Origin of the sequence: Rickettsiella endosymbiont of Miltochrista miniata, assembly GCF_964031245.1 — a bacterium.
In the GTDB taxonomy this organism is placed as follows: Bacteria; Pseudomonadota; Gammaproteobacteria; order Diplorickettsiales; family Diplorickettsiaceae; genus Aquirickettsiella.
The window spans coordinates 1,341,282-1,365,323 of record NZ_OZ035017.1 but is presented as its reverse complement, the minus strand read 5'-3'; the positions used below and the strand labels follow the sequence as shown (position 1 = coordinate 1,365,323).

The following is a 24,042-nucleotide window of genomic DNA, read 5'->3' as shown; positions in this document are numbered from 1 at the left end:
TGCCACAAAATTGATCGATTCCATTTCTACTGTGAGGAATAGTATGCGTAAAATTTTTAAATTAGTGCTATTAACCAGCATTTTGTTAGGTATATCTAGTCTGGCATGGGGGGCGAGCATAGTAAGGGATCTTAATCTTTCAAATTATAATGGTAAATGGGTGGTCATTAGTTATTGGGCAACGTGGTGTGAGTATTGCATGGGTGAAATACCTGAACTAAATGCATTTTATCGAGCGCATGCTGATCAGGTTGCGATGTTTGGATTTAATTATGATGATCCAGGTAACTTGCAGCAGCATATACAACGAAGTGGCGTTATATTCCCTACTTTAGTTAACGATCCTAAAGCTAATTTCGGAATACGTGGTATATCGGGCTTACCCACTACATTTGTTATTGGACCGGATGGTCGATTGAAACATGTATTAGAAGGACCGCAAACTAAACGCAGTTTAGAAAGAGCCGTTGGTTTATAAGCTTAAAAAACTGGTTCACTGCTTGGATTATTATCCTGCTTTTCGGATGCAGGGGATTCAGTTTGTATTTGAGTTTCGGTATTGCTGTTATCTATAGGCATCTCACCAGGATTATCAATCGCATTAAATGGAGTTGTATCTTCTTGTGTCGATATTCTTGTTAAATCATCTTTGCGAAAATATTCTAAGATAGAGCCTGGTGTGCCATCAGGTAATAGATTACCGGTAACGGGGTCGATGCTTGCTGTCACGATATCCGTGGGTTGAGGCATGGTTTTTTCAGGCTGACCTTTTAATGCGACGCGCATAAAATCAATCCACATAGGTAATGCAATTTTCGCACCATACTCATGAACAGAACTCGGTTGGTCGAATCCTATCCAAACACTAGCGACTAAATTACTATTAAACCCTGTGAACCATGTATCGACATAATCGCTGGTTGTACCAGTTTTTCCAGCAAGATCGTTCCGATTCAAAACATGAGCTTGGTGTCCTGTTCCATAACGAATAGTATCTTTTAAGGCGGAGGTCGTGAGAAAAGCAATATCAGCAGGAATGACTTGCGGTGCATAAGGACTTTCTTTCTCATCCGTTAAAGGAGGTGTTATTTCCCCTTGTAAACAAGCCTCACACGCTATTTTAGGTTCTGCTTTATAAATGATTTGACTTTGTTCATCGGTAATATGATCAATTAAATATGGCGTTATCCGATAGCCGCCATTGGCAAAAACAGCGTAAGCACGAGCTAATTCAAGAGGAGTGACCTCACCGGTTCCAAGTGCCAGGGTGAGATTACGCGGTAATTTTTTGGGATTAAAACCAAAACGTTTTACATAAGTTAATACGTAGGGGACATCGATGGCTTGTAATAATCGAACGGATATAAGATTGACGGATCTAGCTAAAGCAACGCGTAAACGCGTCGGACCTCTGAAACTATGATCATCGTTTTGTGGTCGCCAAGGTTCATCGTGGCCGGGTATATCAAATACCAGGGGGGCATCATTAAAAACATTTGCTAGCGTATAACCCTTTGCCAAGGCAGCTGCATAAATAAAAGGCTTGAATCCTGAGCCTGGTTGTCGTTCTGCTTGAACGACACGGTTGAATTTGCTTAAGTTATAATCAAAGCCACCGACCAGTGCAGTAATAGCGCCTGTTTGTGGATTTAATGCGACTAAAGCCCCTTGCACTTTTGGAATTTGCGATAATTCCCAGGTGTTATTGGCAGTTAACTGGACACGAATAACATCGCCGACATGGACTTTATTCTTTAAGACTCCTGGAGGCGGATTTAAATTAGTGACGTCAAGACTAGGCATAGTCCATGCTACCCCTTGCCAGGGAATAAAAATCATTTGATTATCGACTAAAAGAGCAGTGATAGCTTGATCAGTCACAGAAATAACAATAGCCGCTTGTAAATCACTGATGGAAGCAACTCGATGCAATGCATTTAAAGTATGAGTGACTTTGTTTGCATCTAATGGAGCTATGTTTTTTTCTGGTGTTCTATACCCATGTCGTTTGTCATAGGCTAGTAAGCCAGTGCGTAAGGCTTTATCAGCGGCAATTTGTTGGGCTGAATTGATCGTGGTATAAACGTTATAACCCTTTAAATAAATATCCTCGCCAAAACTTTTGTACATCATGTCACGTGCCATTTCAGCGACATAAGGTGCTTTAATCATTCCTCCCGTATCTGTTGATGCATGCGTCAACATAGGTGTGGCTATAGCAGCCTCATAAACCGTTTTGGAGATATAACCCAACTCATACATACGCAATAAGACATGATCGCGACGTTGTTTTGCGCCGATGGGGTTAACTAGCGGATTGATGGCAGAAGGAGCTTTTGGTAAACCGGCAATAGTTGCCATTTCTGGGAGTGTGAGCTGATTGAGTGTTTTATTAAAATAAACTTGTGCAGCAGCAGCGATACCATAAGCACGATTTCCAAGGAAAATTTTATTGAGATAAAGTTCTAAAATTTGTTCTTTAGTAAATTCCCGTTCGATTTTTAAAGAAAGTAAAATTTCAGTAAATTTTCTTAAAAAAGTTTTTTCTCGAGATAGGTAAAAATTACGCGCAACTTGCATGGTAATAGTACTTCCTCCTTGTACCTTACTTCCTGTGAGTAACACTTCACCTGCAGCACGTAATAAACCATAAAAATCAACCCCATGATGTTCTAAAAAGCGCTGATCTTCGGTGGCTAAAAAAGCTTTAACCATCAGATTAGGGACTTCATTCAACCTAACAAGATTTCGATGTAACTCCCCAAATTCAGCGATAGGTTGTCCATCGCTGGTGTAAATCCGCATTGGGATAGGAAGTTGTACCGATTTTAATTCCTCAACATCGGGCAATTGTTTATCAAGATAAATATAAAGCAGACTTCCTACCACCATAAGCGTGATAAAAAGGCTTAACAGCATCAAAAAAAAATTACGGAAAAAATGATTCGATCGTTTCATAATGAAAACAGTTGATTAGCTGGGCTCTATGATAGCGTAAGTGACATTGCTCTTAAACAAGGGTTTTAATAAAAATAGTGTGTAATGAGGTCTTTGTACACTTTATTTGAATTAAAAGAAAGTAGGGTAGATTTTTTCAGTCTAATTCTTATTAAAACACAACGGCAATTCATAAGTTATGTATTAATTAATTGACAATATATTATTTAGATGCATAATAAAAGAAGAATAAGTTTGATACCAGGTTAAACAAATAAAAGAATATGTATTTTTTCAAGGATAGATTTAAAAATACTCAAAATAATGATGCTACCATAGGTTTGGATATAGGTAGTAGTATGATCAAATGGGTTAGTTTAGGTCGCCACAATGAGCTTAAACGATATGCTATTCAAGCAATTCCTACCCCAGTTGCATCTTCTCAGACTAAAGATGTTACTCAAATCGCCACTATCTTGAAGGGAACACTACTGGAGCAAAATCATATAAGAAATTGTATAGTGAATATTCCTGATATTCTCGTATGTACTAAGTGGGTGCAGATAGATCACATTGATTGTCAGCGTATTGAAGAATCAATTGAATTATTGATAGAAAAATTCATTCCGTATCCTCTAGATAAACTTTATTTAGATTATCAAATTTTTAAACCATTACTCGAAAGTCAAGAAAATTCTAAAGTTTTAATAGTAGCCTGTCATAAAAAACACTTAGATTTTCGTTTAGATATTATTAAACAAGCAAATTTAATTCCTCTTGCAGTAGAAGTGAGTTCATTTGCTTTAGAGAGAGCTTATAGTTTTTTTTATCCTGGCAAGATAAATGAAAATACTATCCTACTGGATATAGGGGCGAGTCAGATAGCATTATTGTTTTTCAATGGTGTTCAAACAATGGTTTATTGTGAAAATCTAATCAATATCCTTGAACAAGAATCTATTTTATTGCAAATTAAACGCAGTATAAAGAAGTTTGTCTTAGCCTACCCTTATCGCATTTTAAGAGAACTTTTTCTTATTGGCGTTAATAATTCCCTGTTAATTTATTTATTAAATAAATTAGACGGATTTCTAGATCTAAATGTGCAAACTTTAAAACATCGAAATCAGATTAACTATGGTTCTGAATTAAGCACAAGTAAATTAAGGCAGAATTTTTTAAATTTATTTTTAAGTTACGGTTTGGCTTTAAAACAAGGAAAATATTATGAAGCAAATCAATTTATTACCATGGCGGGAGCATAGGAACAAGTTAAAAATAAGGCAATTTTTTATTGTTTGGTTTGGAGTTTCATGCTCGTGTATTATTTTATTATTTACTGCAAAGATTTTAATTATTCAACAGATAAAACACTATCAACTAGCTTCTGATGGGATTTTATTACAGATTAAAACACTATCACCTACAATACAGGCAATAAAGCAATTACAATTTTCAGCAAAAGAGCTGCAGAAAATTGTAAGGATTATTCGGGCTAACCATCACCAAATTAAAAAAATTTTAGATTTTATGGTACAGCTTAAACATTTAATAACCCCCGATATTTTTGTACGTTTTATCGAATTTCATGCACCTTATTTAAGTTTAGTAATGCATGCGAACTCAGAGAAAGAATATTTAAAATTTATTAAATTGTTACAATTTAAATTTGATCCAAAATTGCAATGGTGGATGCTCAGAAAGTCTCAGGACATTCAAACAGATTTTATAGCTCAAATGCTGTTTGATAAAAATTAATCGATTTATGAAATTAAGATAACATACATTAAAAATGGTCAAGCCTAACTTAATAAGAATCGATTTATGGCCAATATATTTAAAATCTATTGTAATCATGTTGACTATTTTATTTATTTTTATATTAGGATATTTTTTTTGCATACGGCCAGCTCTTGAAGAAAAGAAAAAAATCTATTTAAGTTTTCAATCTTTTAAAAATGAACTAAATAGTCAATTAATAATATCCAAAAAATATCTTATATATCAGGAAAAAGTTAAAAATATAAAAAACAAATTCGATATACATGACAATAGTGTTGTCGATAAAATTATTTTAAATGTTCTCATTGGGCAGCTAGTTGATCCAGGTTTTAGAATTAATAAAATACATGTTTTACCTGTTAAGAAAGAATTTTTAAATTCCCTACAAGTGGAAAGCGATCTTTCTACTGCCAATAATAATATTATTATTAATTTTTTAGATCAAATTTCTAAATTAAATAAATTTATAGTAATTAATAAATTTAGATGGAAATTTTCAAATGATTTAAAAAAACAAGATATTGTTTTATCCTTTAAGATCTACGCGCATCCTTTTAGTAGAAAAAATTTAATTTCATCTTTAATAACAACAAATAAAATAGACGCAAAGTTTATATCTGAATTCAGTAACCTAACCAAATATCCTTTAAAAAAAATAAAAATGTTGGGTTTTTTATCAGATGGTAAATATCAGAATTGGGGATTTGTTGCATTACCCAATAAACAAATTTGTAAGCTTAACTTAGGCGATAGTTTAGGTTTGGAACAAGGGACCGTCATAGGCATTTTCGCTGACGAAATCTTTATTCAAAATAATAGTCTAGATAAAATAATTAAACTAGAGATGAGCGAAAGGAAGTTGCCTTATGTTAAAAATTATGCGTAATAAGATATTACTAATGTTTTTTTTAGCATTGTTTTTTAATTGTAAATTATTTGCTAATGAAAATATTTCAAATAGACAAGTAGATAAAACGATTTCTCTAAGTTTTCATAATATAAAGATTCGTTCGGCTTTACAGTATTTATCTGAATTGCATGGAAATAATTTAATTATTGACGACAAAATTCAGGGAAAATTTAGCATTTATTTGCATGGTATTAACTGGGAACAGGCTTTGGATAACATTTTGAAAACTCAAGGACTTGCTAAACGTTCAATTACAAATGGATGGTTTATTACCACACCTGAACAACTATTAAAGCAAGACAGAATAAATTCTGATATTCGACAAAAAAAACAGGATTTATTACCGTTAATTTTTAAAGTCATGCAAATTCGTTATAGAAAGGCATCTGATATCAGTAAATTACTAAAAGATAAAACTAATACGCCTTTGTCAGCACATGGTAGCGTTAGTATAGATAATCCAACTAATAGTTTATGGATTAAAGACACTATTGAGCAACTTAATAAAATCGCAGCGTCTGTTAAAGAGTTAGATAAACCTATCGGTCAAATTTTGATAGAGGCCAGAATTGTAAGTATTGATCAAAATAAAGAAAAAGAATTAGGAGCGCAATTTGGCTCAACTCAAACGCACTCAGCCAACAAACTTTTAAAATCTCATCTTAAAAATAAAGCTAATAATTCGAATACTGGCTTATTACAACACTTAACCATGGATTTACCTATTACCGGCGTAAACTCTATTAGTGGTGCAGCCTCATTGGGCTTACGTTTAATGCGCTTAGGCCAAAATTCCTTCTTAGATTTAGAATTATCTTCGTTAGAAAATGAAGGGGCAGCTCAAGTTATTTCTACACCGCATTTAATTACCGCTGATCAACAAACTGCGTTCATAGAAGCCGGCGCCGAAATACCTTATCAAGAAAAAGCCTCGAGTGGTGGGACTAACGTTATATTCAAAAAAGCCGTATTATCATTGAAGGTAACACCTAGAATTATGCCAGATGAGCGCATGATATTAGATTTAAAGGTCAATCAAGACCAGCCGAGTACTTTTATGGCAGTTGATGCCCCAACAATTAAAGCCCGCGGCATTAAAACACAAGTTATCGTCAAAAATGGTGAAACGGTTGTATTAGGTGGAATCTATGAGTATTCTCAGAGTAAAATAGAACAACGAGTGCCTTTTTTAGGTACTTTACCGATAATAGGCCGCTTGTTTCGTTTAACCACGTCGAATAACCGGCGTAGTGAGCTTTTGATATTTTTAACACCGACTATCTTAAACTATTAACTCGAGCTAACTATGCAATTTCCTAAATGGCAACTTCAGCTTCGTAGATTAGACAGTGATCGACTCGTCCATAGTTTAAAAACAGCTATCGCGCTATTATTTGGTTTGCTGATTTCTTACCTATTTAAGCTACCACTCCAAGGAAGATGGGTCGTTATTACTATTCTAGTAGTGATGTGCGCTCAATCTCGAGTCGGTGCGATTTTACAAAAATCGTATATGCGTTTTTTAGGGACGGTAATAGGAGCCAGTGTCGCGTGTTTGACACTCTGGTTAATTTATCCAAATGTTGCATTTACCATCTTAATTCTATGTCTAGCCACAGCTGTATTTAGCTATATAGCCGATAGCCCAAGTACTTTGAGTGAAGCGGGTCCCTTAGGGGCAGTGACATTAATCATTATCCTTATTTCACCGAATCCTAATTTTTATACAGTTATAAGTCGTTTTTTAGAGATCAACTTAGGGATTATTATTGCGTTATTAGTATCACGTTTTATCTGGCCTTTGCATTCACGTACGCAATTACGTTATATATTAATAGACACCTTACAAAATCTAAAAGATCTTGCCCAAAAATTAGAAGAGTTTAGACTCACTAATGATGTTAACAACGAGAAACCGCAGGATTTTTTTGAAAATAAAATATTGAATAATATAGGAATTCAAAAAAAATTATTTAAAGAAGTCATGAGCGAATCATTCGGCCGATCGAATTTGAATGAAACATTTAAAAGCATTTTAGATGCCGAGAGAGAGATTCTACGTTGTATCACTTTAATGAGAAACGCATTAGTAAATTTTTCAGATCAAAATATTTTGATCTTTAATCAGAATGCCGAAATACAAAAAATTTATCAAATAACGCAGACGTTATTTCAAAGAGCTATTGATAGTCTCAAACGTATAGATAAAGAGCAAGAAGGTGCAATATTAGAAAATTTTTCTGATTGGAAAGAAGTAAAATTTCAACTTAAATCTTTAGAAATAAATCCATCAGAACAATTTACGATTGATCTATTTATGTTTAGTGCCGATCGTTTATTAGTTCAATTACATACGCTAATTATTTTAATAAAGAAAGTTTAAATTATGCATGATTCTCCTCATTGTTTAATTCGTGCTCTTTTACAGCAGCCTGTCGAACGCACACCCGTCTGGATGATGCGTCAGGCAGGTCGTTATTTACCCGAGTACCGTGCAACGCGTAGCAAGGCAGGTAATTTTTTAAGTTTATGTAAAACACCTGAACTTGCCTGTGAAGTGACTTTACAGCCCTTACAACGATTTGATTTGGATGCAGCGATTATTTTTTCGGATATTTTGACCATTCCCGATGCTATGGGTTTGGGTCTTTATTTTGTCGAAGGAGAAGGCCCCAAGTTCCATAAACCTATAAAAACACTAACAGATATTAAGGCGTTACCCATTCCCGATCCTGGAACGGATTTAAGTTATGTAATGTCTGCTATTTCACTTACTCGTACTGAGTTAAAAGATAAAGTCCCTTTAATTGGATTTGCTGGAAGCCCTTGGACACTGGCTTGTTATATGATGGAAGGAGGAGGTAGTAAAGAATTCAGACAAGTCAAGACACTATTATACCAGGAACCGAAGGCATTACATCATTTGTTAAATACCTTAACTAAAGCAACTACCTTGTATTTAAATGCACAAATTGCCGCTGGTGCACAAGTTATCATGATTTTTGATACCTGGGGAGGGTTATTGACTACAGCGGCCTATCAACAATTTTCCTTGAATTACATGACAGAAATTGTGACTCATTTGAATAGGCAAAAGGTGCCGGTCATTTTATTTACCAAAGGAGGAAATTTGTGGTTAGAAAAAATAGCTACGTCTGGTTGCGATGCCATAGGTTTGGATTGGACTATCGATATCGGCTTAGCTCGGCAAAGACTTGGTAACAAAGTCGCCCTACAAGGGAATATGGATCCAGCAGTTTTATTTGCCAATCCTGAAAATATTCTTAATGAAGTGAGGAACATCCTTCAATCTTATGGTTCTGGATCGGGTCATGTCTTTAATCTGGGACATGGCATTTCACAATTTACTTCCCCGGAAAATGTAAAAATATTTATAGATGCAGTACACGAGTTAAGTCCTAGTTTTCATAAAAAAATATAGTTTAAATTTATTTTTTACGCGATACTACAGACTGAAATGGACTTTCGTCACTATGATTAAAATTATCTTTCCGTTTCTGGTTAAAGACTGTAGCCACATAAACTAGCTTATCAAATTCATTAGGCTTGGGTGAATATTTTGGCGAAGGCTGCTGATAATACTTGCCTGCTACTTTATTATGTCGTTGAAAATCTTGTTCAGATATGTTCTGGGAATTTTTTTTATACATTTTTTTATTATTTATATTAAATGACTATTGAGTTATTAATGGTATAACTAACCTGGGCAATTTTTTACTCGGAATAGTAAACTGAAATTTCTAATTTGTAAAAATATAAATAATAATTTAGCATTTATCTATATTTTTTATTTCTTTAAATTGGCAATTGATCTAAAAATTAGATTAATATAGTATTATCTGTAGGAATGTCTATGACATGGAGGAGATTCTATTTATAAAAAATTAAGTAAATAAAAATTCAGCCAATGGAATATATTTAACTGTTTTATTATTAGTTAAATCTATAAAATTATCCAATCAATTGAGGTTATTATGCCAGCATTAAGTAATATAAACGTTCAAAAATTTTGTGATGCTAACCAAGCTTTATTGAGAGATCAAAGGTTAGTCGAACCGAATCACTTTATAAATCTGATCAGATTAAATCCGGAAGAGCAAAAAAATCTTGTTAACCAACTTATCGAAAATGAAAAATCTAATGTAGAAGCTAGTGAAGAAAATTATCAAAAAGGAAAACATAAAGCAAAGCATATTAATATGCTTTTGATCTCAGCTTTAGCGTTGTTAGTTGCAGGATTTACTTTAGCTCCACTTTTTGTTGCATCTCCAATAGTTATACCTATTCTTCCGGTTTTGTTATTTGGGGTTGCAATCATAGCAATCACCAAGTTTTTTTTAAATATAAAAAATAATCGTCTTGAAGTCAATGCGATACAGGCCGACAAAGTCTTAAATCAATTAAAGGAATGCAAAGAAGTTGATGGAAATGTGGAAGAGGAAGTTATAAGGGCTTTTAATAATGCAATACGAAATATAAACAGCCAAACAGAGGTAGTAGGGGAAAAAATCAAAGCACTAGAAGAAAGTAGTTCTCAAAAATTTTCTCAACTTTTGGATATGTTCGGCAAGTTTCGACCAAGTAGTCCTACTCCTATTGACGCATCTGCGAATGAAGTACATATTTTAGAAAGAGTCCCAAGTCCAACGCATAACTAAAAATAAAGACCATTTTTGTGAATACAAGGATGGTCTTTGAACAAAAATTTTAAGTTTTAAAGGAGTTTCTTAAATGATATTGATTTTTTTCCAAGTAAAGATAAAACACTGTAACCTGCAACACCAGATAAAATTGAGCCGATAAAAACACCTAAACGAACTAAAGCTGTTAATTCATTCTCTCCGAAAGCTAAGCCGGCAATAAATAAACTCATCGTGAAGCCTATGCCGCAAATCAGAGCGGTTCCGTAAATATGCCACCAGTTTACTTGGTAGGGTAATTTTGCCAGCTTAGTTTTTACTGCTAGCCAACTTGCCCCGAAAATCCCTAATTGTTTACCAAAAAATAATCCGACAATAATCCCTAGCGGTAGAGGGTGAAGCAAAGTAGCTAAGCTTATATTCGAAAACGATAGACCTGCATTGGCAAACGCAAAGAGCGGCAAAATTCCATAGGCAATCCAGGGATGTAACTGATGTATTAAATGATGCAGCAAAGAATTAAAGTTATGATTGCTACTGCTTAATGGAATAGTAAATCCAAGTAATACACCTGCAATTGTTGCATGGATTCCTGAATAGAGTATTAGCAACCATAACGTTAAACCTAAAAAGAAGTAAGGAAGAAATCGTTGAATTTTAAAGTAGTTTAAGCTAATTAAGCCGAAAAAAGTCAGGAGCGCTAAAAATAAATAAAGCCAGCCTATTTGTTGAGTATAAAAGGTAGCAATAACGATAATTGCACCTAGATCGTCAATGATAGCTAATGCCATTAAGAAAATTTTTAAAGCAACGGGAATATGTTTACCAAGTAATGAAAGTACCCCCAAAGAAAAGGCAATATCTGTTGCCATAGGAATAGCCCAACCAGATATAAGTTGTGGATATCCATGATTGATGGCTAAATATAATAACGCAGGTACTATCATTCCTCCTATTGCAGCTAGGGTGGGTAGTAAGGCTTTAGTGAGTGTATTGAGTTCACCCTGAACCAATTCTCGTTTAATTTCTAGACTGACTAAGAAAAAGAAAATAGTCATCAGTCCGTCATTAATAAAATGTAAAAAGGAGAAATGGATGTCTGGCCCTATGCTTACATTGAAATTTAAGAATGTTTGATAATAATTTTGCCAGCTAGAATTAGCGAGAATTAAAGCTAATAGCGTGGCAATTCCTAATGAAATACCACCTGAAGCCTCTAGCTGAATAAATTTATGTAGAAACTTGATCCGCATTTAATGAGGTTCCTTAGCTTTTACTTGGCCATTTACACTGACCAGAAAGTTTATTAATGCTAGCTAAACGACTCTCATGTGTTATTAATTCCTCGTTAGTAGCATAAATGACAGGTAATACTATCTCTCCGGTTATTTTTTTATGTTGGATAGTTTGGGTAGCAGCTAACCTTTTTTCTTCGGTAAATAAATGAGTTTGGCCTCCTGTCATGGCGAGGTAAACCCGGGCTAGCAACTCAGCATCTAATAAAGCACCATGTTTTTCGCGCTTAGAATTATCAATTGCATAGCGTTTACAAAGTGCATCTAAGCTATTGCGTTGTCCTGGATGTAATTGCCGAGCCAATGGAAGGGTATCTAAAACTTGGCAATAATCAGTAATTTTTTTATACTTTTTTTTGGTTAGTTTAAATTCATTATTTAAAAAACCTAGATCAAAGGGAGCATTATGGATAATGAGCTGCGAGTCTTGAATAAATGCCAATAATTCTTCTGCAATTGTTTTAAATAAGGGTTTATCCTTAAGGAATTCAGTGCTCAAGCCATGAACAGCAAATGCGCCGGTCTCACTATCTCGGCCTGGATTAAGGAAACAATGAAAAAACCGTTTAGTGAGGCGACGATCGATCAGCTCCAAGCAACCAATTTCGATAATCCGATGTCCGTCATTAATATCTCTGCCGGTGGTTTCAGTATCTAAAATGATTTGACGCATAATTACAAGAACTAAATGGATATTATGCTAATGTTACGTGTTGCTAAAGAAAATGGCCAGTTTTAATAAAACTTTAATAATTAAAGTTAATACTATATGTAAATTAAAACGAATTTAGCACTAAAAATAATATTTGAGAGAATTTATGTCAAAAGATGTCCTTTTAGCTTCTCTGATTGAAGATACATCCAATGATTTTGTTCTTACCTATGAAGATGTAAATTCATGGAATAGCAATGAAATTAAAACGGTAAATTTAACTCCGCCAGAACTAGAAGCACAATATAAGCTCGAATTAATGCAAAATTTAGAACTTGCGATACCCAACCATATAGATTCCATTTTTGCTGGAAAACAAAGTTTCTTTTTAAAATATGAACTAAATGAAAGTACGAATGAGACGAAGAGACAAATTCTTGAGGAACATGCTTATTGTAAAAAATAAGGATTAGGTAAGATAGAAAACTTACATATCTTACCTAATATCACAATCGGCACGATTTCATTATTTAGACAAATGAAACTCACAAGCTAATCGACTTTGGCTACAGTCATATTGATTTCCGCCATAAGCAGCTTGCCAATTTTTAGAGTTAGTGATGTTCGCTTTATCACCTGGTTCAGTACTTGAGCCCGGTTTTAATGTAGGTAATCTCAAATCGAGAAAATTCCCATTATCTAATTTGTATGCACAGCGAAGTAGTCGTCCTTCCTGAAAAGGATGTTTAATATCTGATGGTTTATAGAGTGCCATATCAAAAGCCTTCACTTTTCCTGGTCTATTTTGTACTACACCTGTCCAACCGCCGGGTGCGGTGTAGGTAGCACCGATTTGTTTGATAGCATCTTCAGCAGGACAAGTATCTGAAGTTGCAGGAGGTCGAGAAAAAGCAAAAGATGTTTGGCTAATTGAGGCAGCGAGTAATATTATTAAACTTATTTTTGAGACTTTCATTTTAGCTCCAATGCTAAATAGACTAAAAAATGATTATAATTTTTAAAGGTATAGTTTGTCTATAGATTTATATTAAACCTAGATATAATGTATTAAAACCTGATCGAGAATTTCCTTAGCTGGATTTAAATTAATTTGTAAATGAATTTAATTGGTTTTGTAATTTAATATGTGTAGCGGTAAAATCAGCTAAACGTTGACGTTCTTGAGCAATAATTTCTGGCGGTGCTTTTTTCACAAAAGCTATGTTAGCCAATTTGGATTCGGCGCGTTCAATTTCTTTCTGTATTTTTATAATTTCTTTTTTCAAACGCTGTATTTCAAGATCGCTATCGATTAGTCCTTGCATAGGGATAAGTAGCTCTAAGTTCCCAACAATGCCCATCGCGTGATTTACATTTTTTTCTTTTTCAGCTATCCAATTTATTTCGTTAATTTTAGCCAGATTCATTATTTCGTTTAAAAAAATACGACTATTCTCGCGATCTTTTTCATCTCCTTTATAAAGTAGCAAGGGAATTTTTTTACCGGGAGCTATATTCATCTCGCTACGCAGTGTACGAATCGTATGCACGATAGTTTTTAGCCAAGTTAAATCTTGTTCGGCAGCAGCATCTTTTTTAGTATTATCAAATTGAGGGTAGTTCTGGATCATTAAACTAGATCCTGTTTTCCCAGCCAAAGGGGCGATGCTTTGCCAAATTTCTTCGGTAACAAAGGGCATTAAAGGATGTAGCAAGCGCAAACAAGTTTCTAAAGCAAAAATTAAACAGGTCAAGGTTTCTTGTGATGCCGGCGAGCTTGCATGGGTTAAAATAGGTTTAGCGAGTTCTACATACCAATCACAATACTCATTCCAAATAAACTCATAAATGGTTTGCGCCATCAAATCAAATCGATAATCTTGAAAATGCGTATGCATGTCAGTAATTGTGTTTTGCAATAAAGAATAAAAACCACGATTAATAGATAGGCTTAAGTTTGGTAATGAAGTTAAGCATTTCCGTTCTGTCGTGTGCATTAAAACAAAACGTGATGCATTCCAAAGTTTATTGCAAAAATTTCGATAACCTTCGGTTCGATTTAAATCAAAATGTATATCACGCGTTGGTGAAGCTAAGGCACAATAAGTGAAGCGTAAGGCGTCGGTGCCTAATGCAGGGATCCCTTGTGGGAATTGCTGCTTAGTAGCTTGTTCAATTTTTTTGGCCATTTGTGGCTGTAATAAACCTTGAGTACGTTTTGCCACTAAATCATCTAAGCTCACACCTAATATTACATCGAGAGGATCTAAAACGTTGCCTTTCGATTTTGACATTTTTTGACCTTCATGATCACGTATCAATCCGTGTACATATACTTCTTTAAAGGGAACTTTACCCATAAAATGGAGTCCCAGCATTAACATGCGCGCTACCCAAAAAAAGATAATGTCAAATCCGGTTACTAAAACATTAGTAGGATAAAAAATTTCTAATTCTTTAGTAGATTGTGGCCAGCCTAAAGTGACAAAAGGCCAGAGCGCTGATGAAAACCAAGTATCCAGCACATCCTCATCTTGTTTAAGTATTACTTTAGGATCTAGGCGATATTGCTGGCGAATACTTTTTTCATCTTTACCAACATAATACTGACCTGCTTCATCATACCAGGCAGGAATTCGGTGTCCCCACCAAAGCTGACGACTAATACACCAATCTTCAATATTCTCTAGCCATTGCAAACAAACCTTACGCCAAGTTTCCGGAATAAAATCAAGCTGTCCTTGATGAATGGCTAGGATTGCAGGTTTTGCTAAGGATTGCATCGACATAAACCATTGATCAGTAAGATAAGGTTCGATCACAGCGCCTGAGCGATCCCCACGCGGAATTTTTACCAGATAAGTTTCTACTTTTTCTAATAAATTAAGTTGTTCTAACTCTTTGATAGCTTTTTTTCTTGCTGCAAAGCGTTCTAAGCCGCGAAAGTTTTCTGGCACCTGCTCATTAAGGTGTGCATTAGGTGTAAAAATATTAATGCTAGGTAAATGATGTCTTTGTGCCGTTGCATAGTCATTAAAATCATGCGCGGGTGTGATCTTTACGCAACCACTGCCGAATGTGGGCTCTACTGATGTGTCGGCAATTACTGGAATAACACGGTCTGTTAATGGAAGTTTTATCTGTTTTCCAATATAAGATTGATAGCGTGGATCATCAGGATGTACGGCAACAGCGACATCGCCAAATAAAGTTTCGGGTCGGGTGGTGACAACTAATAAAATATCATCAGTATTAAGTAATGGATAACGAATAGTCCATAAGTGGCCTTGTTCTTCTTGGTTGATAACTTCTAGATCAGAAACCGCTGTCAAAAGTTCCGGATCCCAATTAACTAAACGTTTACCGCGATAAATTAAATTTTGCTCATATAAATCAATAAATACTTTTTCTACTGCCGCTGAGAAGTCTGCATCGCGTGTAAATCGCTCTCGTGTCCAGTCTATGGAGGCGCCCATATACCGTAATTGTTCTGTTATCATGCCGCCGGATTTCTTTTTCCACTCCCATATGGCTTCTACAAATATTTCGCGTCCCATGTCATGCCGGGATTTTCCTTGAGCTAACAATTGACGTTCTACTACCATTTGCGTAGCTATGCCCGCATGATCCGTGCCGCCTTGCCATAAAACGTTTTTGCCACACATACGCTGATAGCGAATTAAAGCATCCATCAGAGTTACTTGAAAACCATGGCCCATATGCAAACTTCCCGTGACATTGGGTGGTGGAAGTACGATGCAGTAGGGTTCACCTTGACCGCTGGGTTGAAAATAGGAATTTGTCTCCCATTGTTTTCGCCAATGAGCTTCTATCTTTTTAGAATCATAATTTTTATTTATCATGTTGCGCTTATATTATGCGTGGTTAACTGACAGTTCTGTGTTTTGTAAAATTTATATTTCTGACGGGATTGATTTTTATTTCCCTTCTCCGCTGATACCACTTCAATAATACGCGAGAATTCAGGAAAGTAGCTTGGAACTTCATGGCTGAGATTAAATAAAATCTCGGCGTCTAGTTCACTGGGTTTATCAATGGCAATATTAACAGGTAACATCGGGTCGAAGGCTGAATTAATTCCTAAGTAGCAATGAGGAATAAAACTAATATCTCGAAAGGTCCACAGCAATTCATCTAAACGTTGCCCTTCCTCATGTGAATTAACCTTTATATAAATTCTTTTTTGCAGAAGATAGGCCTTATCGACTAAGCGGCAGGTAAAACGATAAACATCTTCATGCTCGAGTGTATTTAATAAATAAAAGTCAACAGTTGGGTTTGGCATATGATTTTATAACGTAATACTAAGAAGAATAATTTTCGGATTGATTATTTTCTGTCAGAGTTTGTTTAGCGTGTATAGGCTTAGTGTTGGGTTTTTCTGTTGCAGCTAGCATTCCCGGATCGCGCGCTTTTTCGGCAAGTTCATTAAAAGGATGTATTTTTGCATATTGGATTATCTGATAAGCATAAGGTAATCCCTTCTGAAGATTTTTGGTTTTATACAATGAAAGTGCACAGGATTGAATATCTATACTCGGATTATTAGCCGCGATAGATTGGCATTGTAAGCGCAATTTTTCTAAAATTTGTGTAGCAACAACTAGATTTTTACAGGGTCTAAATAAATCGGAGGCATGAGCACCAATTCCTGGGAGCCATCGACTAGAAATTTGCATCAAGCCAATTTCTAGGTTTTTCCCTGATGCGAGTTGAGTACGTGTAAACTGTACAGCGGCAGGTAACGTTTTAAAAGTCTTAGCATCGTCTTCAACAGTAACGACGAGGGGATTATTTTGGGTTCCGGTTTGTATCATGGCATAGGGAATAGAGTTATCAGTATACAGACTGCATGCTAAAACTAGTGTTACTAAATCCATGATGCGATCCTAAGCAATATAAATAAGTTATTTTCTTAACAAGAAATATACCCAGGCTTGCCTTCGCTTGGCAAGAGATTTACGACAATAAAGAGCTAACCAATAAGCTCAAAGACGCTCAAATGAGCTATTTTTTTGAGTAAGGCTTACCACTAACCGGGGGGCCAATGTAGTGCGCGACCACCTAGTAGGTGTAAGTGTAAATGGAAAACCTCTTGACCGCCATCCTTATTACAATTGAAAACAGCTCGATATCCAGATTGTGCAATATTCGCTTTTTTAGCTAAATGACGTGCGACTTGCAAGATATTTCCCGCCAGCATCGTATCATCTTTTGTCAGGTCATTTAACGTGGGGATATGTTTTTTGGGGACAATTAATTGATGAATAGGAGCACGTGGATGCCTATCATTAAAGGCAATGATAGCTTCGTCTTGATAAACAATATCAGCAGGAAGCTCTTTTTTAATGATTTTGCAGAAAATACAATTCATGATGCCTCGTACTGGGCTAGCCTAAGTTGAATAGTTGATTTATTATTATGCTTTAAAAGTAGAATTTTAGGAAATATAAAATTATGAATGCGCTTGTAAAATTAGGCCCAGGTAAAAAAGTCCCTGATGAAATAAATGTGGTGATAGAAATTCCTAGTCATAGCGATCCGATTAAATACGAGGTTGATAAAGAAACAGGTGCGCTACGTGTGGACCGTTTTTTAGGGACAGCGATGTACTATCCTTGTAATTACGGTTATGTCCCTTCTACTTTATCAGAAGATGGCGACCCAGTTGATGTATTGGTGATAGCGCCATTTCCATTGTTAATAGGCTGTGTGATTTGTTGTCGACCGATTGGTATGTTAAAAATGGAAGATGAATCAGGTATCGATGCTAAAATTTTAGCTGTGCCTATCGATAAATTATCCTCGTTGTATCACCAAATAAAAACTTGGCAAGACTTACCGGAGCAACTTACACAAAGTATTCAACATTTCTTTGAACATTATAAGGACTTAGAAGCTGGAAAATGGGTCAAAGTGACTGGCTGGGTAGGACCTGAGCAAGCAAGAGTTGAGATTAAGGCGAGTATGGATCGATATAAACCATAATCTAATGATAATTTTTTAAAAAATAAAATCGAAATTTTCAACTTATGAGTTCGGGACTAATTAATTTTTACAGAAAAATATCTCTTGAAAATACTTGCGCTAAAATGAGACACTTTAATTTGTAGATTGACAGATTAAAGTGCGCGCTCATGGATTTGACATTGAATGAAATAGGATATTGGTTAGCACTCTATACCATTCCGCGTTGTGGTCTAAGCACGGTTTCGATGCTTTTAAAAAAGTTTGCTAACCCCAAACAAATTTTATTAGCCTCCTACAAAGAATTGCTTGGTGCTGGCATTACTCCAACACTCGCTAGTAACTTACAAAAACCGGATTGGAAAAGTGTAGAGTTTAGCTTACGTTGGGTAGAACAACCCCAAAGACATATTTTACATTGGGGGGATTTACGTTATCCGGCGTTATTGCGTGAAATTTCTTCTCCGCCGTTGATTTTATTTATGATGGGTGAGCTGTCTATTTTACAACAGCAAACTCTGGCTATAGTCGGTGCCCGCAATCCTACACATGCAGGTTTAGAGATTGCCTTTCAATTCGCAAACGAACTAAGCGATCAGGGATTTGTTATTATCAGTGGTTTGGCGAGAGGTATTGATGGTGCAGTACATCAAGGCGCTTTAAAAAGCAAAGGCCCAACTATGGCTGTATTAGGTAGTGGATTAGTACATATTTACCCAGCTTGTCATCAAACCTTAGCGATGAACATAGTGGAAAATGGAGGAACGCTGATTTCTGAATTTTTTCCATACTCATCTCCCAAGGCAGAATATTTTCCTAGAAGAAATCGGATAATTAGTGGCTTGAGTCTAGGGGTTATCGTGGTAGAAGCCACGTTACGGAGTGGCTCATTAATCACTGCACGTTATGCGTTGGAGCAAGGTCGAGAGGTGTTTGCTGTTCCAGGTTCTATTCGCAATCCCTTAAGCCAAGGCTGTCATGCCTTATTAAAAGATGGGGCTACTTTGGCTGAGAGCTGTGTGGACATTACACAAGCACTTTCATTTTCACCGAAACTGGCTCATAGTTGGACTAATGAAGCAGCATCGAAGTCCTATAAAGCGGGGGATTTTGTTAGCAAAAAGGAGTCTAAAGGGATACTTTATGCTAATCAGAATGCTGATCTAGAGGGCGTTCTCAATCATAAGGTCCCGCAAATCCAAACGACTCAACTAAAAAAGGATCTATGTGGACTTGATTCGCAGGATACAAAGCTTGTAGAGTGCCTTGGATTTGAAACGACAAGTATCGATATTTTGATGGCGAGAACTGGCTTAACTATCGATAAATTGCTTGCTCGTTTGTCGACATTGCAATTACAAGGGTATATAGACGTGGTTCCTGGTGGCTACGTGAGGAAATAAAATGGCAAAAAATCTATTGATTGTAGAATCGCCCGCTAAGGCTAAAACAATCAAGAAATATTTAGGTAAAGACTTTGAAGTTTTGGCTTCCTATGGCCATGTTCGCGACTTGATACCTAAAGAAGGCGCTGTGAATCCAGATCAGGGTTTTGCTATGCAATATGCCCTGATTGAAAAGAATGCCAAACATATGGATATGATCATTAAGGCTTTTAAGAATGCCGATGCATTATATCTTGCGACGGATCCGGATCGTGAAGGAGAAGCCATCGCTTGGCATATTTACGAAATTCTAAAGCAAAAAAAATTGCTAAAAAATAAGCCGACTTATCGCGTAGTATTTCACGAAATTACAAAATCAGCAGTTAATGCAGCGGTGGCAAATCCACGTCATATTGCTATGGATTTGGTAAATGCACAACAAGCACGTCGTGCATTGGATTATTTAGTTGGTTTTACACTATCGCCTTTATTATGGAAAAAAGTTCGTCGCGGTTTGTCTGCAGGACGTGTACAAAGTCCTGCCTTAAGACTAATCGTCGAACGTGAAGAAGAAATCGAAGCTTTTAAATCTCAAGAATATTGGACAATCACGGCTAATAATAAGTCGGATGAAAAACTTTTTGTGGCGCGTTTAATTCAGTATCAGCAAGAAAAGCTTAATCAATTTAGTATCACTACCGAAGAGCAAGCCACTGCAATCAAAGAAAATTTGCGACAGCTGGCACAGGGGTATTTACAGGTTATTAATGTTGAGAAAAAGCAACGTAAACGCAATCCTGCAGCGCCTTTTACCACATCGACTTTGCAGCAAGAAGCCGGCCGTAAATTAGGATATACGGCGCAGCGAACCATGCGTCTCGCACAACAACTTTACGAAGGAGTTGATGTCGGTGAAGGTTTAGTCGGATTGATTACTTATATGCGAACGGATTCTGTTCATTTATCCAACGAGGCTATAATAGCGATACGTGATCTCATTGTGCAACGCTATGGCGATAAGGATTTACCCGAAGCTCCCCGGCATTTTCGAACTAAAAGTCGTAATGCACAAGAAGCGCACGAGGCCATTCGACCTACGCATGTAGAATTTTCACCTGAGCAACTTAAAAAACATTTAACCCCTGACCAATTTAAGTTATATGAGCTTATTTGGAAACGTGCAGTAGCCTCGCAGATGATGCACGCGACTATTGATACCGTGGCAGTTGATTTAAGTGCAAAAGCAGCCAAAGATCATTGTTTTCGAGCCAATGGCTCGACTATTGTACATGCAGGTTTTATGGCAGTTTATTTGGAAAGCTATGATGATAGCAAGTCTAAATCAGATGATGAGAGTGCAAAATCTGAAGAAGAGAGTATGTTGCCACCCCTAAAAGTAGGCGATCAAGTTAATCTTATCGACATTAGTGCCGATCAACATTTTACTGAACCCCCGCCACGTTATAGTGAAGCAAGTTTGGTTAAGGCATTAGAAGAACGAGATATTGGTCGCCCTTCAACCTACGTGCCTATTATTTCAACCTTACAGCAAAGAGAATATGTCACGCTCGATCAAAAAAGATTTAAACCGACGGATGTCGGTAGGATAGTGAATAAATTTCTTACCCGTTATTTTATGCAATATGTTGATTATGCATTTACGGCGCGCTTAGAAGATGAACTTGATCAAATTTCTAGGGGAGAGAAAGAATGGATTCCTTTACTACAAGATTTTTGGACCCCATTTAAAACATTGATCGAGACCACTGAGGAAACTGTACAGCGAAAAGATGTGACTCAAGAAGCTTTAGATGAGGCTTGTCCTAAATGTGGTAAAACTTTATCGATACGCTTAGGTAAGCGCGGTAGATTTATTGGTTGTTCAGGATATCCGGAATGTGATTACACACGAAATATGGAAGGAGAGGTTACCACAGTAAGTGAGCCAGAGGTTGTACAGGGTCGTTTATGTCCCGATTGTGGACATGCTTTACATATAAAGATTGGTCGTTATGGGAAGTTTATAGGTTGTAGTCACTATCCTAAATGCAAGCATATAGAACCTTTAGAAAAACCAGCCGATACAGGAATAGAATGTCCCGAATGTCATAAGGGTACATTACTGAAGCGTAAATCAAGGTATGGAAAAATTTTCTATTCTTGCTCCACTTATCCTACTTGTACTTATGCAGTTTGGAATGAACCTATCGAACAAGCCTGCCCGCGTTGTGCTTGGCCAGTGATGACGATTAAAACAACCAAACGTCGGGGGACTGAAAAAGTTTGTCCTCGTAAGGAGTGTGGGTATGCGGAGCCTATGCCAGAAGAAAAATAACTGCTATGATTCCTTTTTATGTAAAGGAATAATAAATGAAAAATTCTAATTCACTGTTTCGTATCCGTTCTGATATAACACTGAACGATTTTATTGCACAAGTAGATAATGAGCTTCAAAATAAAAATCTGGATATCATCAATGGTCCAGAGTTAAAAACTCAACATCAACTATCGCAAGCGCAGCAAATAATAAGTGATCAAGAAAATAAGTTGGGAAAATATGCTCTTCTAGGCGGAACAACAGCAGGGTTAATATATTTTTCCCCAGGAGATAAAAACGACGTGCAGGCATTAAAAAAATTAGAGATGGATGAAATTCGTGAATACTACTTGCAGCATGCTCAAATTATACTTGAGGATAAAAAATGTACCGGTGACGGATTGTGTTCTGTAGCGTTTGAGCTGGCAAAACAAAACTTAAGAAACTATTCTGGAAATAATATTACTGTCGAGATATGTTCATTAAGAAATTGGAGTCACACTTTAATGCGTTTTACGCAAAGGAAAAAAGATGGTGAAATAGAAACTCTTTTCTATGATCCATGGTATCAACGTTGTTACTCGGAAGAATCGGGCACTCCAAAAATATTTTCTGATGATAGCTTAAGTAGCGAAATCGAAAAACTGATTGAACAAACTTATATGCTTCAACCAACAGAAGTACTTATGCATCTCAATTCTGATCAACAGTTTACAAAGGTTACCAATACTCGAAGAGATTTTTCATACTTTATTGCTTGCAGTACAGATGAATTTAGTAACCCTACAAAAGAAATCGAAGTTCCCGAAATAACTAAAGCGTTCCGTTGCATGATAAGTTAGTTTTTATTAGATATTATTAATTTAATTAAATAGTTTAATAATTTTTTGGCAGCGAATTCTATCGATGCTTGTTATTTAGAGCTTTGCTTTGACCTCACAAAGTAATTCGCCCTTGGCTAGTTTGGTAATAATTTCCTGGCCTGATTTTACTTCCTTGCTATCGCGCAGAATTTTTTTACTCGTTGCATCACTTACAATCGCATAACCGCGTGCTAAGCTGGCTAAAGGACTGATGGCTTGCAGTGTGCGAGATAAACCTAAGAGCTTTTGCTGACGTATTTGTAATTGGTTTTTTACACTTAAATTGAGGCGTTGCGTTAATTCATCACAATGCTGAAATCCATCTTGTAATCGCTGTTGAGGATGGCGTAAACGTTTAGCTAGATTTTCTAGGTTTTGCTGATAGCTTCTTAATATATATTGGATAGTTTTAATTAGGCGCTGATAGGTTTTATCTAATTGTTGTTGGTATTCATATCCATCGGGACTCGCTAATTGTGCGGCCATAGTAGGTGTTGCCGCACGCATATCAGCAACAAAATCGGCAATAGTAAAATCTGTTTCATGTCCAATAGCACTTATAAGCGGTAATTCACTTTTAAAAATTGCTCTCGCTACGTCTTCTTCATTAAAAGGCCATAAATCTTCCAACGATCCGCCACCTCGAGCCAAAATTAAAACGTCACATTCGTTACGTTGATTTGCGGTGTTTATTTGTCGAACAATTTGTGTTGAAGCATTTTTTCCTTGAACTAAAGAGGGGTATACAATGATGTTAATAGCCGGAAAACGATGCTTAAGAACAATGCAGATATCGCGCAGCGCAGCACCGGTATCTGAACTAATGACGCCTATTGTATTAGGAAACTTAGGTAAGGGTTTTTTATGTTGTGGATCAAATAAACCTTCTGCTGCAAGTTGATTTTTTAATTTTTCAAACGCTTTACGTAAAGCTCCTTCGCCCGCGGATTCAAATTGATCGATGATTAATTGAAACTCTCCACGCGTTGGATACAAGGAAATTTTGGCCCGAGCTAAAATCTGCATACCATTTTTTGGTTGACTGTCTTTGTAACGTTGCCGACCATTGAAAAGCGCACAGCGTACTTGAGCATTTTCATCTTTCAAAGAAAAATACCAATGGCCAGAACTAGGACTTGCAAAATTAGAAATTTCACCTTCTACCCAAATAGGTAAAAATGCATCTTCTAATAGATCTTGAACCATTTGATTGAGTTCAGAAATGCTATAAATTGTTTCTTCATTCATATAT

At 36.2% G+C, this 24,042-nt stretch carries 22 protein-coding genes; 13 read left to right on the top strand and 9 right to left on the bottom strand.

The window, feature by feature from the left end; translation table 11 throughout:
• The first annotated feature begins 43 nt into the window (after positions 1 to 43).
• On the top strand, positions 44 to 478 hold the full coding sequence (locus AAHH40_RS06225; protein ID WP_342219812.1) for a TlpA disulfide reductase family protein: 435 nt from the start codon (positions 44 to 46) through the stop codon (positions 476 to 478).
• A 2-nt stretch (positions 479 to 480) separates the two neighbouring features.
• On the opposite strand, the gene AAHH40_RS06220 is transcribed toward AAHH40_RS06225, so the two are convergent.
• Positions 481 to 2,958 carry a penicillin-binding protein 1A gene (locus AAHH40_RS06220; protein ID WP_342219811.1) on the bottom strand — a complete coding sequence of 826 codons (2,478 nt, stop codon included), beginning with the start codon at positions 2,956 to 2,958 and terminating at the stop codon, positions 481 to 483.
• A 338-nt stretch (positions 2,959 to 3,296) separates the two neighbouring features.
• Between AAHH40_RS06220 and pilM the strand changes: the two genes are divergently transcribed.
• From pilM to AAHH40_RS06185, 7 genes are all read left to right on the top strand, one after another.
• The gene (gene pilM, locus AAHH40_RS06215) at positions 3,297 to 4,202 is read left to right on the top strand and encodes a type IV pilus biogenesis protein PilM (protein ID WP_342219810.1); all 906 of its coding nucleotides are present in this window, start codon (positions 3,297 to 3,299) and stop codon (positions 4,200 to 4,202) included.
• On the top strand, positions 4,165 to 4,695 hold the full coding sequence (locus tag AAHH40_RS06210) for a hypothetical protein (RefSeq protein WP_342219809.1): 531 nt from the start codon (positions 4,165 to 4,167) through the stop codon (positions 4,693 to 4,695). The genes pilM and AAHH40_RS06210 overlap by 38 nt, the downstream gene beginning before the upstream one ends.
• Positions 4,696 to 4,792: 97 nt before the next feature.
• Positions 4,793 to 5,605, top strand: coding sequence for a pilus assembly protein PilP (locus AAHH40_RS06205; RefSeq protein ID WP_342219808.1), 813 nt, complete (start codon positions 4,793 to 4,795; stop codon positions 5,603 to 5,605).
• Positions 5,586 to 6,923 (top strand): type IV pilus secretin PilQ, encoded by a 1,338-nt coding sequence (locus AAHH40_RS06200; RefSeq protein ID WP_342219807.1) that lies wholly within the window; start codon positions 5,586 to 5,588, stop codon positions 6,921 to 6,923. The genes AAHH40_RS06205 and AAHH40_RS06200 overlap by 20 nt, the downstream gene beginning before the upstream one ends.
• Before the next feature lie 12 nt (positions 6,924 to 6,935).
• The gene (locus AAHH40_RS06195; RefSeq protein WP_342219806.1) at positions 6,936 to 8,012 is read left to right on the top strand and encodes an FUSC family protein; all 1,077 of its coding nucleotides are present in this window, start codon (positions 6,936 to 6,938) and stop codon (positions 8,010 to 8,012) included.
• A 3-nt stretch (positions 8,013 to 8,015) separates the two neighbouring features.
• Positions 8,016 to 9,071, top strand: a complete 1,056-nt coding sequence (gene hemE / locus AAHH40_RS06190) for a uroporphyrinogen decarboxylase (protein ID WP_342219805.1) — start codon at positions 8,016 to 8,018, stop codon at positions 9,069 to 9,071.
• Between the two features lie 553 nt (positions 9,072 to 9,624).
• On the top strand, positions 9,625 to 10,308 hold the full coding sequence (locus tag AAHH40_RS06185; RefSeq protein WP_342219804.1) for a hypothetical protein: 684 nt from the start codon (positions 9,625 to 9,627) through the stop codon (positions 10,306 to 10,308).
• A 56-nt stretch (positions 10,309 to 10,364) separates the two neighbouring features.
• On the opposite strand, the gene nhaA is transcribed toward AAHH40_RS06185, so the two are convergent.
• A complete protein-coding gene (gene nhaA, locus AAHH40_RS06180) occupies positions 10,365 to 11,543 on the bottom strand; it encodes a Na+/H+ antiporter NhaA (RefSeq protein ID WP_342219803.1) in 1,179 nt (392 codons plus the stop codon).
• Positions 11,544 to 11,556: 13 nt separating this feature from the next.
• The gene (gene dnaQ / locus AAHH40_RS06175; RefSeq protein WP_342219802.1) at positions 11,557 to 12,258 is read right to left on the bottom strand and encodes a DNA polymerase III subunit epsilon; all 702 of its coding nucleotides are present in this window, start codon (positions 12,256 to 12,258) and stop codon (positions 11,557 to 11,559) included.
• A 145-nt stretch (positions 12,259 to 12,403) separates the two neighbouring features.
• On the opposite strand from dnaQ, the gene AAHH40_RS06170 reads away from it, so the two are divergent.
• Positions 12,404 to 12,703: a hypothetical protein gene (locus AAHH40_RS06170; RefSeq protein WP_342219801.1), complete on the top strand. Its 300-nt coding sequence runs from the start codon at positions 12,404 to 12,406 to the stop codon at positions 12,701 to 12,703.
• Positions 12,704 to 12,763: 60 nt separating this feature from the next.
• Here the strand turns inward: AAHH40_RS06170 and AAHH40_RS06165 are convergent, their stop codons facing one another.
• The 5 genes from AAHH40_RS06165 to AAHH40_RS06145 all read right to left on the bottom strand — a co-directional run bounded on the left by AAHH40_RS06165 (position 12,764) and on the right by AAHH40_RS06145 (position 17,632).
• The gene (locus AAHH40_RS06165) at positions 12,764 to 13,213 is read right to left on the bottom strand and encodes a DUF3757 domain-containing protein (protein ID WP_342219800.1); all 450 of its coding nucleotides are present in this window, start codon (positions 13,211 to 13,213) and stop codon (positions 12,764 to 12,766) included.
• A gap of 130 nt (positions 13,214 to 13,343) precedes the next feature.
• Positions 13,344 to 16,097, bottom strand: coding sequence for a valine--tRNA ligase (locus AAHH40_RS06160; protein WP_425287982.1), 2,754 nt, complete (start codon positions 16,095 to 16,097; stop codon positions 13,344 to 13,346).
• Positions 16,097 to 16,543, bottom strand: coding sequence for a DNA polymerase III subunit chi (locus tag AAHH40_RS06155; RefSeq protein ID WP_342219798.1), 447 nt, complete (start codon positions 16,541 to 16,543; stop codon positions 16,097 to 16,099). The genes AAHH40_RS06160 and AAHH40_RS06155 overlap by 1 nt, the downstream gene beginning before the upstream one ends.
• A 19-nt stretch (positions 16,544 to 16,562) precedes the next feature.
• Positions 16,563 to 17,138: a hypothetical protein gene (locus tag AAHH40_RS06150; protein WP_342219797.1), complete on the bottom strand. Its 576-nt coding sequence runs from the start codon at positions 17,136 to 17,138 to the stop codon at positions 16,563 to 16,565.
• Positions 17,139 to 17,290: 152 nt separating this feature from the next.
• Positions 17,291 to 17,632 (bottom strand): histidine triad nucleotide-binding protein, encoded by a 342-nt coding sequence (locus AAHH40_RS06145; protein ID WP_342219796.1) that lies wholly within the window; start codon positions 17,630 to 17,632, stop codon positions 17,291 to 17,293.
• Positions 17,633 to 17,715: 83 nt separating this feature from the next.
• Here AAHH40_RS06145 and ppa point away from each other — a divergent pair, with 83 nt between their 5' ends.
• The 4 genes from ppa to AAHH40_RS06125 all read left to right on the top strand — a co-directional run bounded on the left by ppa (position 17,716) and on the right by AAHH40_RS06125 (position 22,769).
• A complete protein-coding gene (gene ppa, locus AAHH40_RS06140) occupies positions 17,716 to 18,246 on the top strand; it encodes an inorganic diphosphatase (protein WP_342219795.1) in 531 nt (176 codons plus the stop codon).
• A gap of 149 nt (positions 18,247 to 18,395) precedes the next feature.
• On the top strand, positions 18,396 to 19,628 hold the full coding sequence (gene dprA / locus AAHH40_RS06135; protein ID WP_342219794.1) for a DNA-processing protein DprA: 1,233 nt from the start codon (positions 18,396 to 18,398) through the stop codon (positions 19,626 to 19,628).
• Position 19,629: 1 nt separating this feature from the next.
• Positions 19,630 to 21,945: a type I DNA topoisomerase gene (gene topA, locus AAHH40_RS06130; RefSeq protein ID WP_342219793.1), complete on the top strand. Its 2,316-nt coding sequence runs from the start codon at positions 19,630 to 19,632 to the stop codon at positions 21,943 to 21,945.
• Between the two features lie 35 nt (positions 21,946 to 21,980).
• The gene (locus AAHH40_RS06125) at positions 21,981 to 22,769 is read left to right on the top strand and encodes a hypothetical protein (RefSeq protein WP_342219792.1); all 789 of its coding nucleotides are present in this window, start codon (positions 21,981 to 21,983) and stop codon (positions 22,767 to 22,769) included.
• A gap of 75 nt (positions 22,770 to 22,844) precedes the next feature.
• Here AAHH40_RS06125 and xseA read toward each other — a convergent pair whose 3' ends face one another.
• The gene (gene xseA, locus AAHH40_RS06120) at positions 22,845 to 24,038 is read right to left on the bottom strand and encodes an exodeoxyribonuclease VII large subunit (RefSeq protein ID WP_342219791.1); all 1,194 of its coding nucleotides are present in this window, start codon (positions 24,036 to 24,038) and stop codon (positions 22,845 to 22,847) included.
• Between the last annotated feature and the right edge of the window lie 4 nt (positions 24,039 to 24,042).

Excerpts from the sequence above, each read along its gene's own strand:
- AAHH40_RS06225 (WP_342219812.1), top strand. The coding sequence starts at position 44 with ATGCGTAAAATTTTTAAATTAGTGCTATTAACCAGCATTTTGTTAGGT.
- AAHH40_RS06220 (WP_342219811.1), bottom strand. The coding sequence starts at position 2,958 with ATGAAACGATCGAATCATTTTTTCCGTAATTTTTTTTTGATGCTGTTA.
- pilM (WP_342219810.1), top strand. The coding sequence starts at position 3,297 with ATGATCAAATGGGTTAGTTTAGGTCGCCACAATGAGCTTAAACGATAT.
- AAHH40_RS06210 (WP_342219809.1), top strand. The coding sequence starts at position 4,165 with ATGAAGCAAATCAATTTATTACCATGGCGGGAGCATAGGAACAAGTTA.
- AAHH40_RS06205 (WP_342219808.1), top strand. The coding sequence starts at position 4,793 with ATGTTGACTATTTTATTTATTTTTATATTAGGATATTTTTTTTGCATA.
- AAHH40_RS06200 (WP_342219807.1), top strand. The coding sequence starts at position 5,586 with ATGTTAAAAATTATGCGTAATAAGATATTACTAATGTTTTTTTTAGCA.
- AAHH40_RS06195 (WP_342219806.1), top strand. The coding sequence starts at position 6,936 with ATGCAATTTCCTAAATGGCAACTTCAGCTTCGTAGATTAGACAGTGAT.
- hemE (WP_342219805.1), top strand. The coding sequence starts at position 8,016 with ATGCATGATTCTCCTCATTGTTTAATTCGTGCTCTTTTACAGCAGCCT.
- AAHH40_RS06185 (WP_342219804.1), top strand. The coding sequence starts at position 9,625 with ATGCCAGCATTAAGTAATATAAACGTTCAAAAATTTTGTGATGCTAAC.
- nhaA (WP_342219803.1), bottom strand. The coding sequence starts at position 11,543 with ATGCGGATCAAGTTTCTACATAAATTTATTCAGCTAGAGGCTTCAGGT.
- dnaQ (WP_342219802.1), bottom strand. The coding sequence starts at position 12,258 with ATGCGTCAAATCATTTTAGATACTGAAACCACCGGCAGAGATATTAAT.
- AAHH40_RS06170 (WP_342219801.1), top strand. The coding sequence starts at position 12,404 with ATGTCAAAAGATGTCCTTTTAGCTTCTCTGATTGAAGATACATCCAAT.
- AAHH40_RS06165 (WP_342219800.1), bottom strand. The coding sequence starts at position 13,213 with ATGAAAGTCTCAAAAATAAGTTTAATAATATTACTCGCTGCCTCAATT.
- AAHH40_RS06155 (WP_342219798.1), bottom strand. The coding sequence starts at position 16,543 with ATGCCAAACCCAACTGTTGACTTTTATTTATTAAATACACTCGAGCAT.
- AAHH40_RS06150 (WP_342219797.1), bottom strand. The coding sequence starts at position 17,138 with ATGGATTTAGTAACACTAGTTTTAGCATGCAGTCTGTATACTGATAAC.
- AAHH40_RS06145 (WP_342219796.1), bottom strand. The coding sequence starts at position 17,632 with ATGAATTGTATTTTCTGCAAAATCATTAAAAAAGAGCTTCCTGCTGAT.
- ppa (WP_342219795.1), top strand. The coding sequence starts at position 17,716 with ATGAATGCGCTTGTAAAATTAGGCCCAGGTAAAAAAGTCCCTGATGAA.
- dprA (WP_342219794.1), top strand. The coding sequence starts at position 18,396 with ATGGATTTGACATTGAATGAAATAGGATATTGGTTAGCACTCTATACC.
- topA (WP_342219793.1), top strand. The coding sequence starts at position 19,630 with ATGGCAAAAAATCTATTGATTGTAGAATCGCCCGCTAAGGCTAAAACA.
- AAHH40_RS06125 (WP_342219792.1), top strand. The coding sequence starts at position 21,981 with ATGAAAAATTCTAATTCACTGTTTCGTATCCGTTCTGATATAACACTG.
- xseA (WP_342219791.1), bottom strand. The coding sequence starts at position 24,038 with ATGAATGAAGAAACAATTTATAGCATTTCTGAACTCAATCAAATGGTT.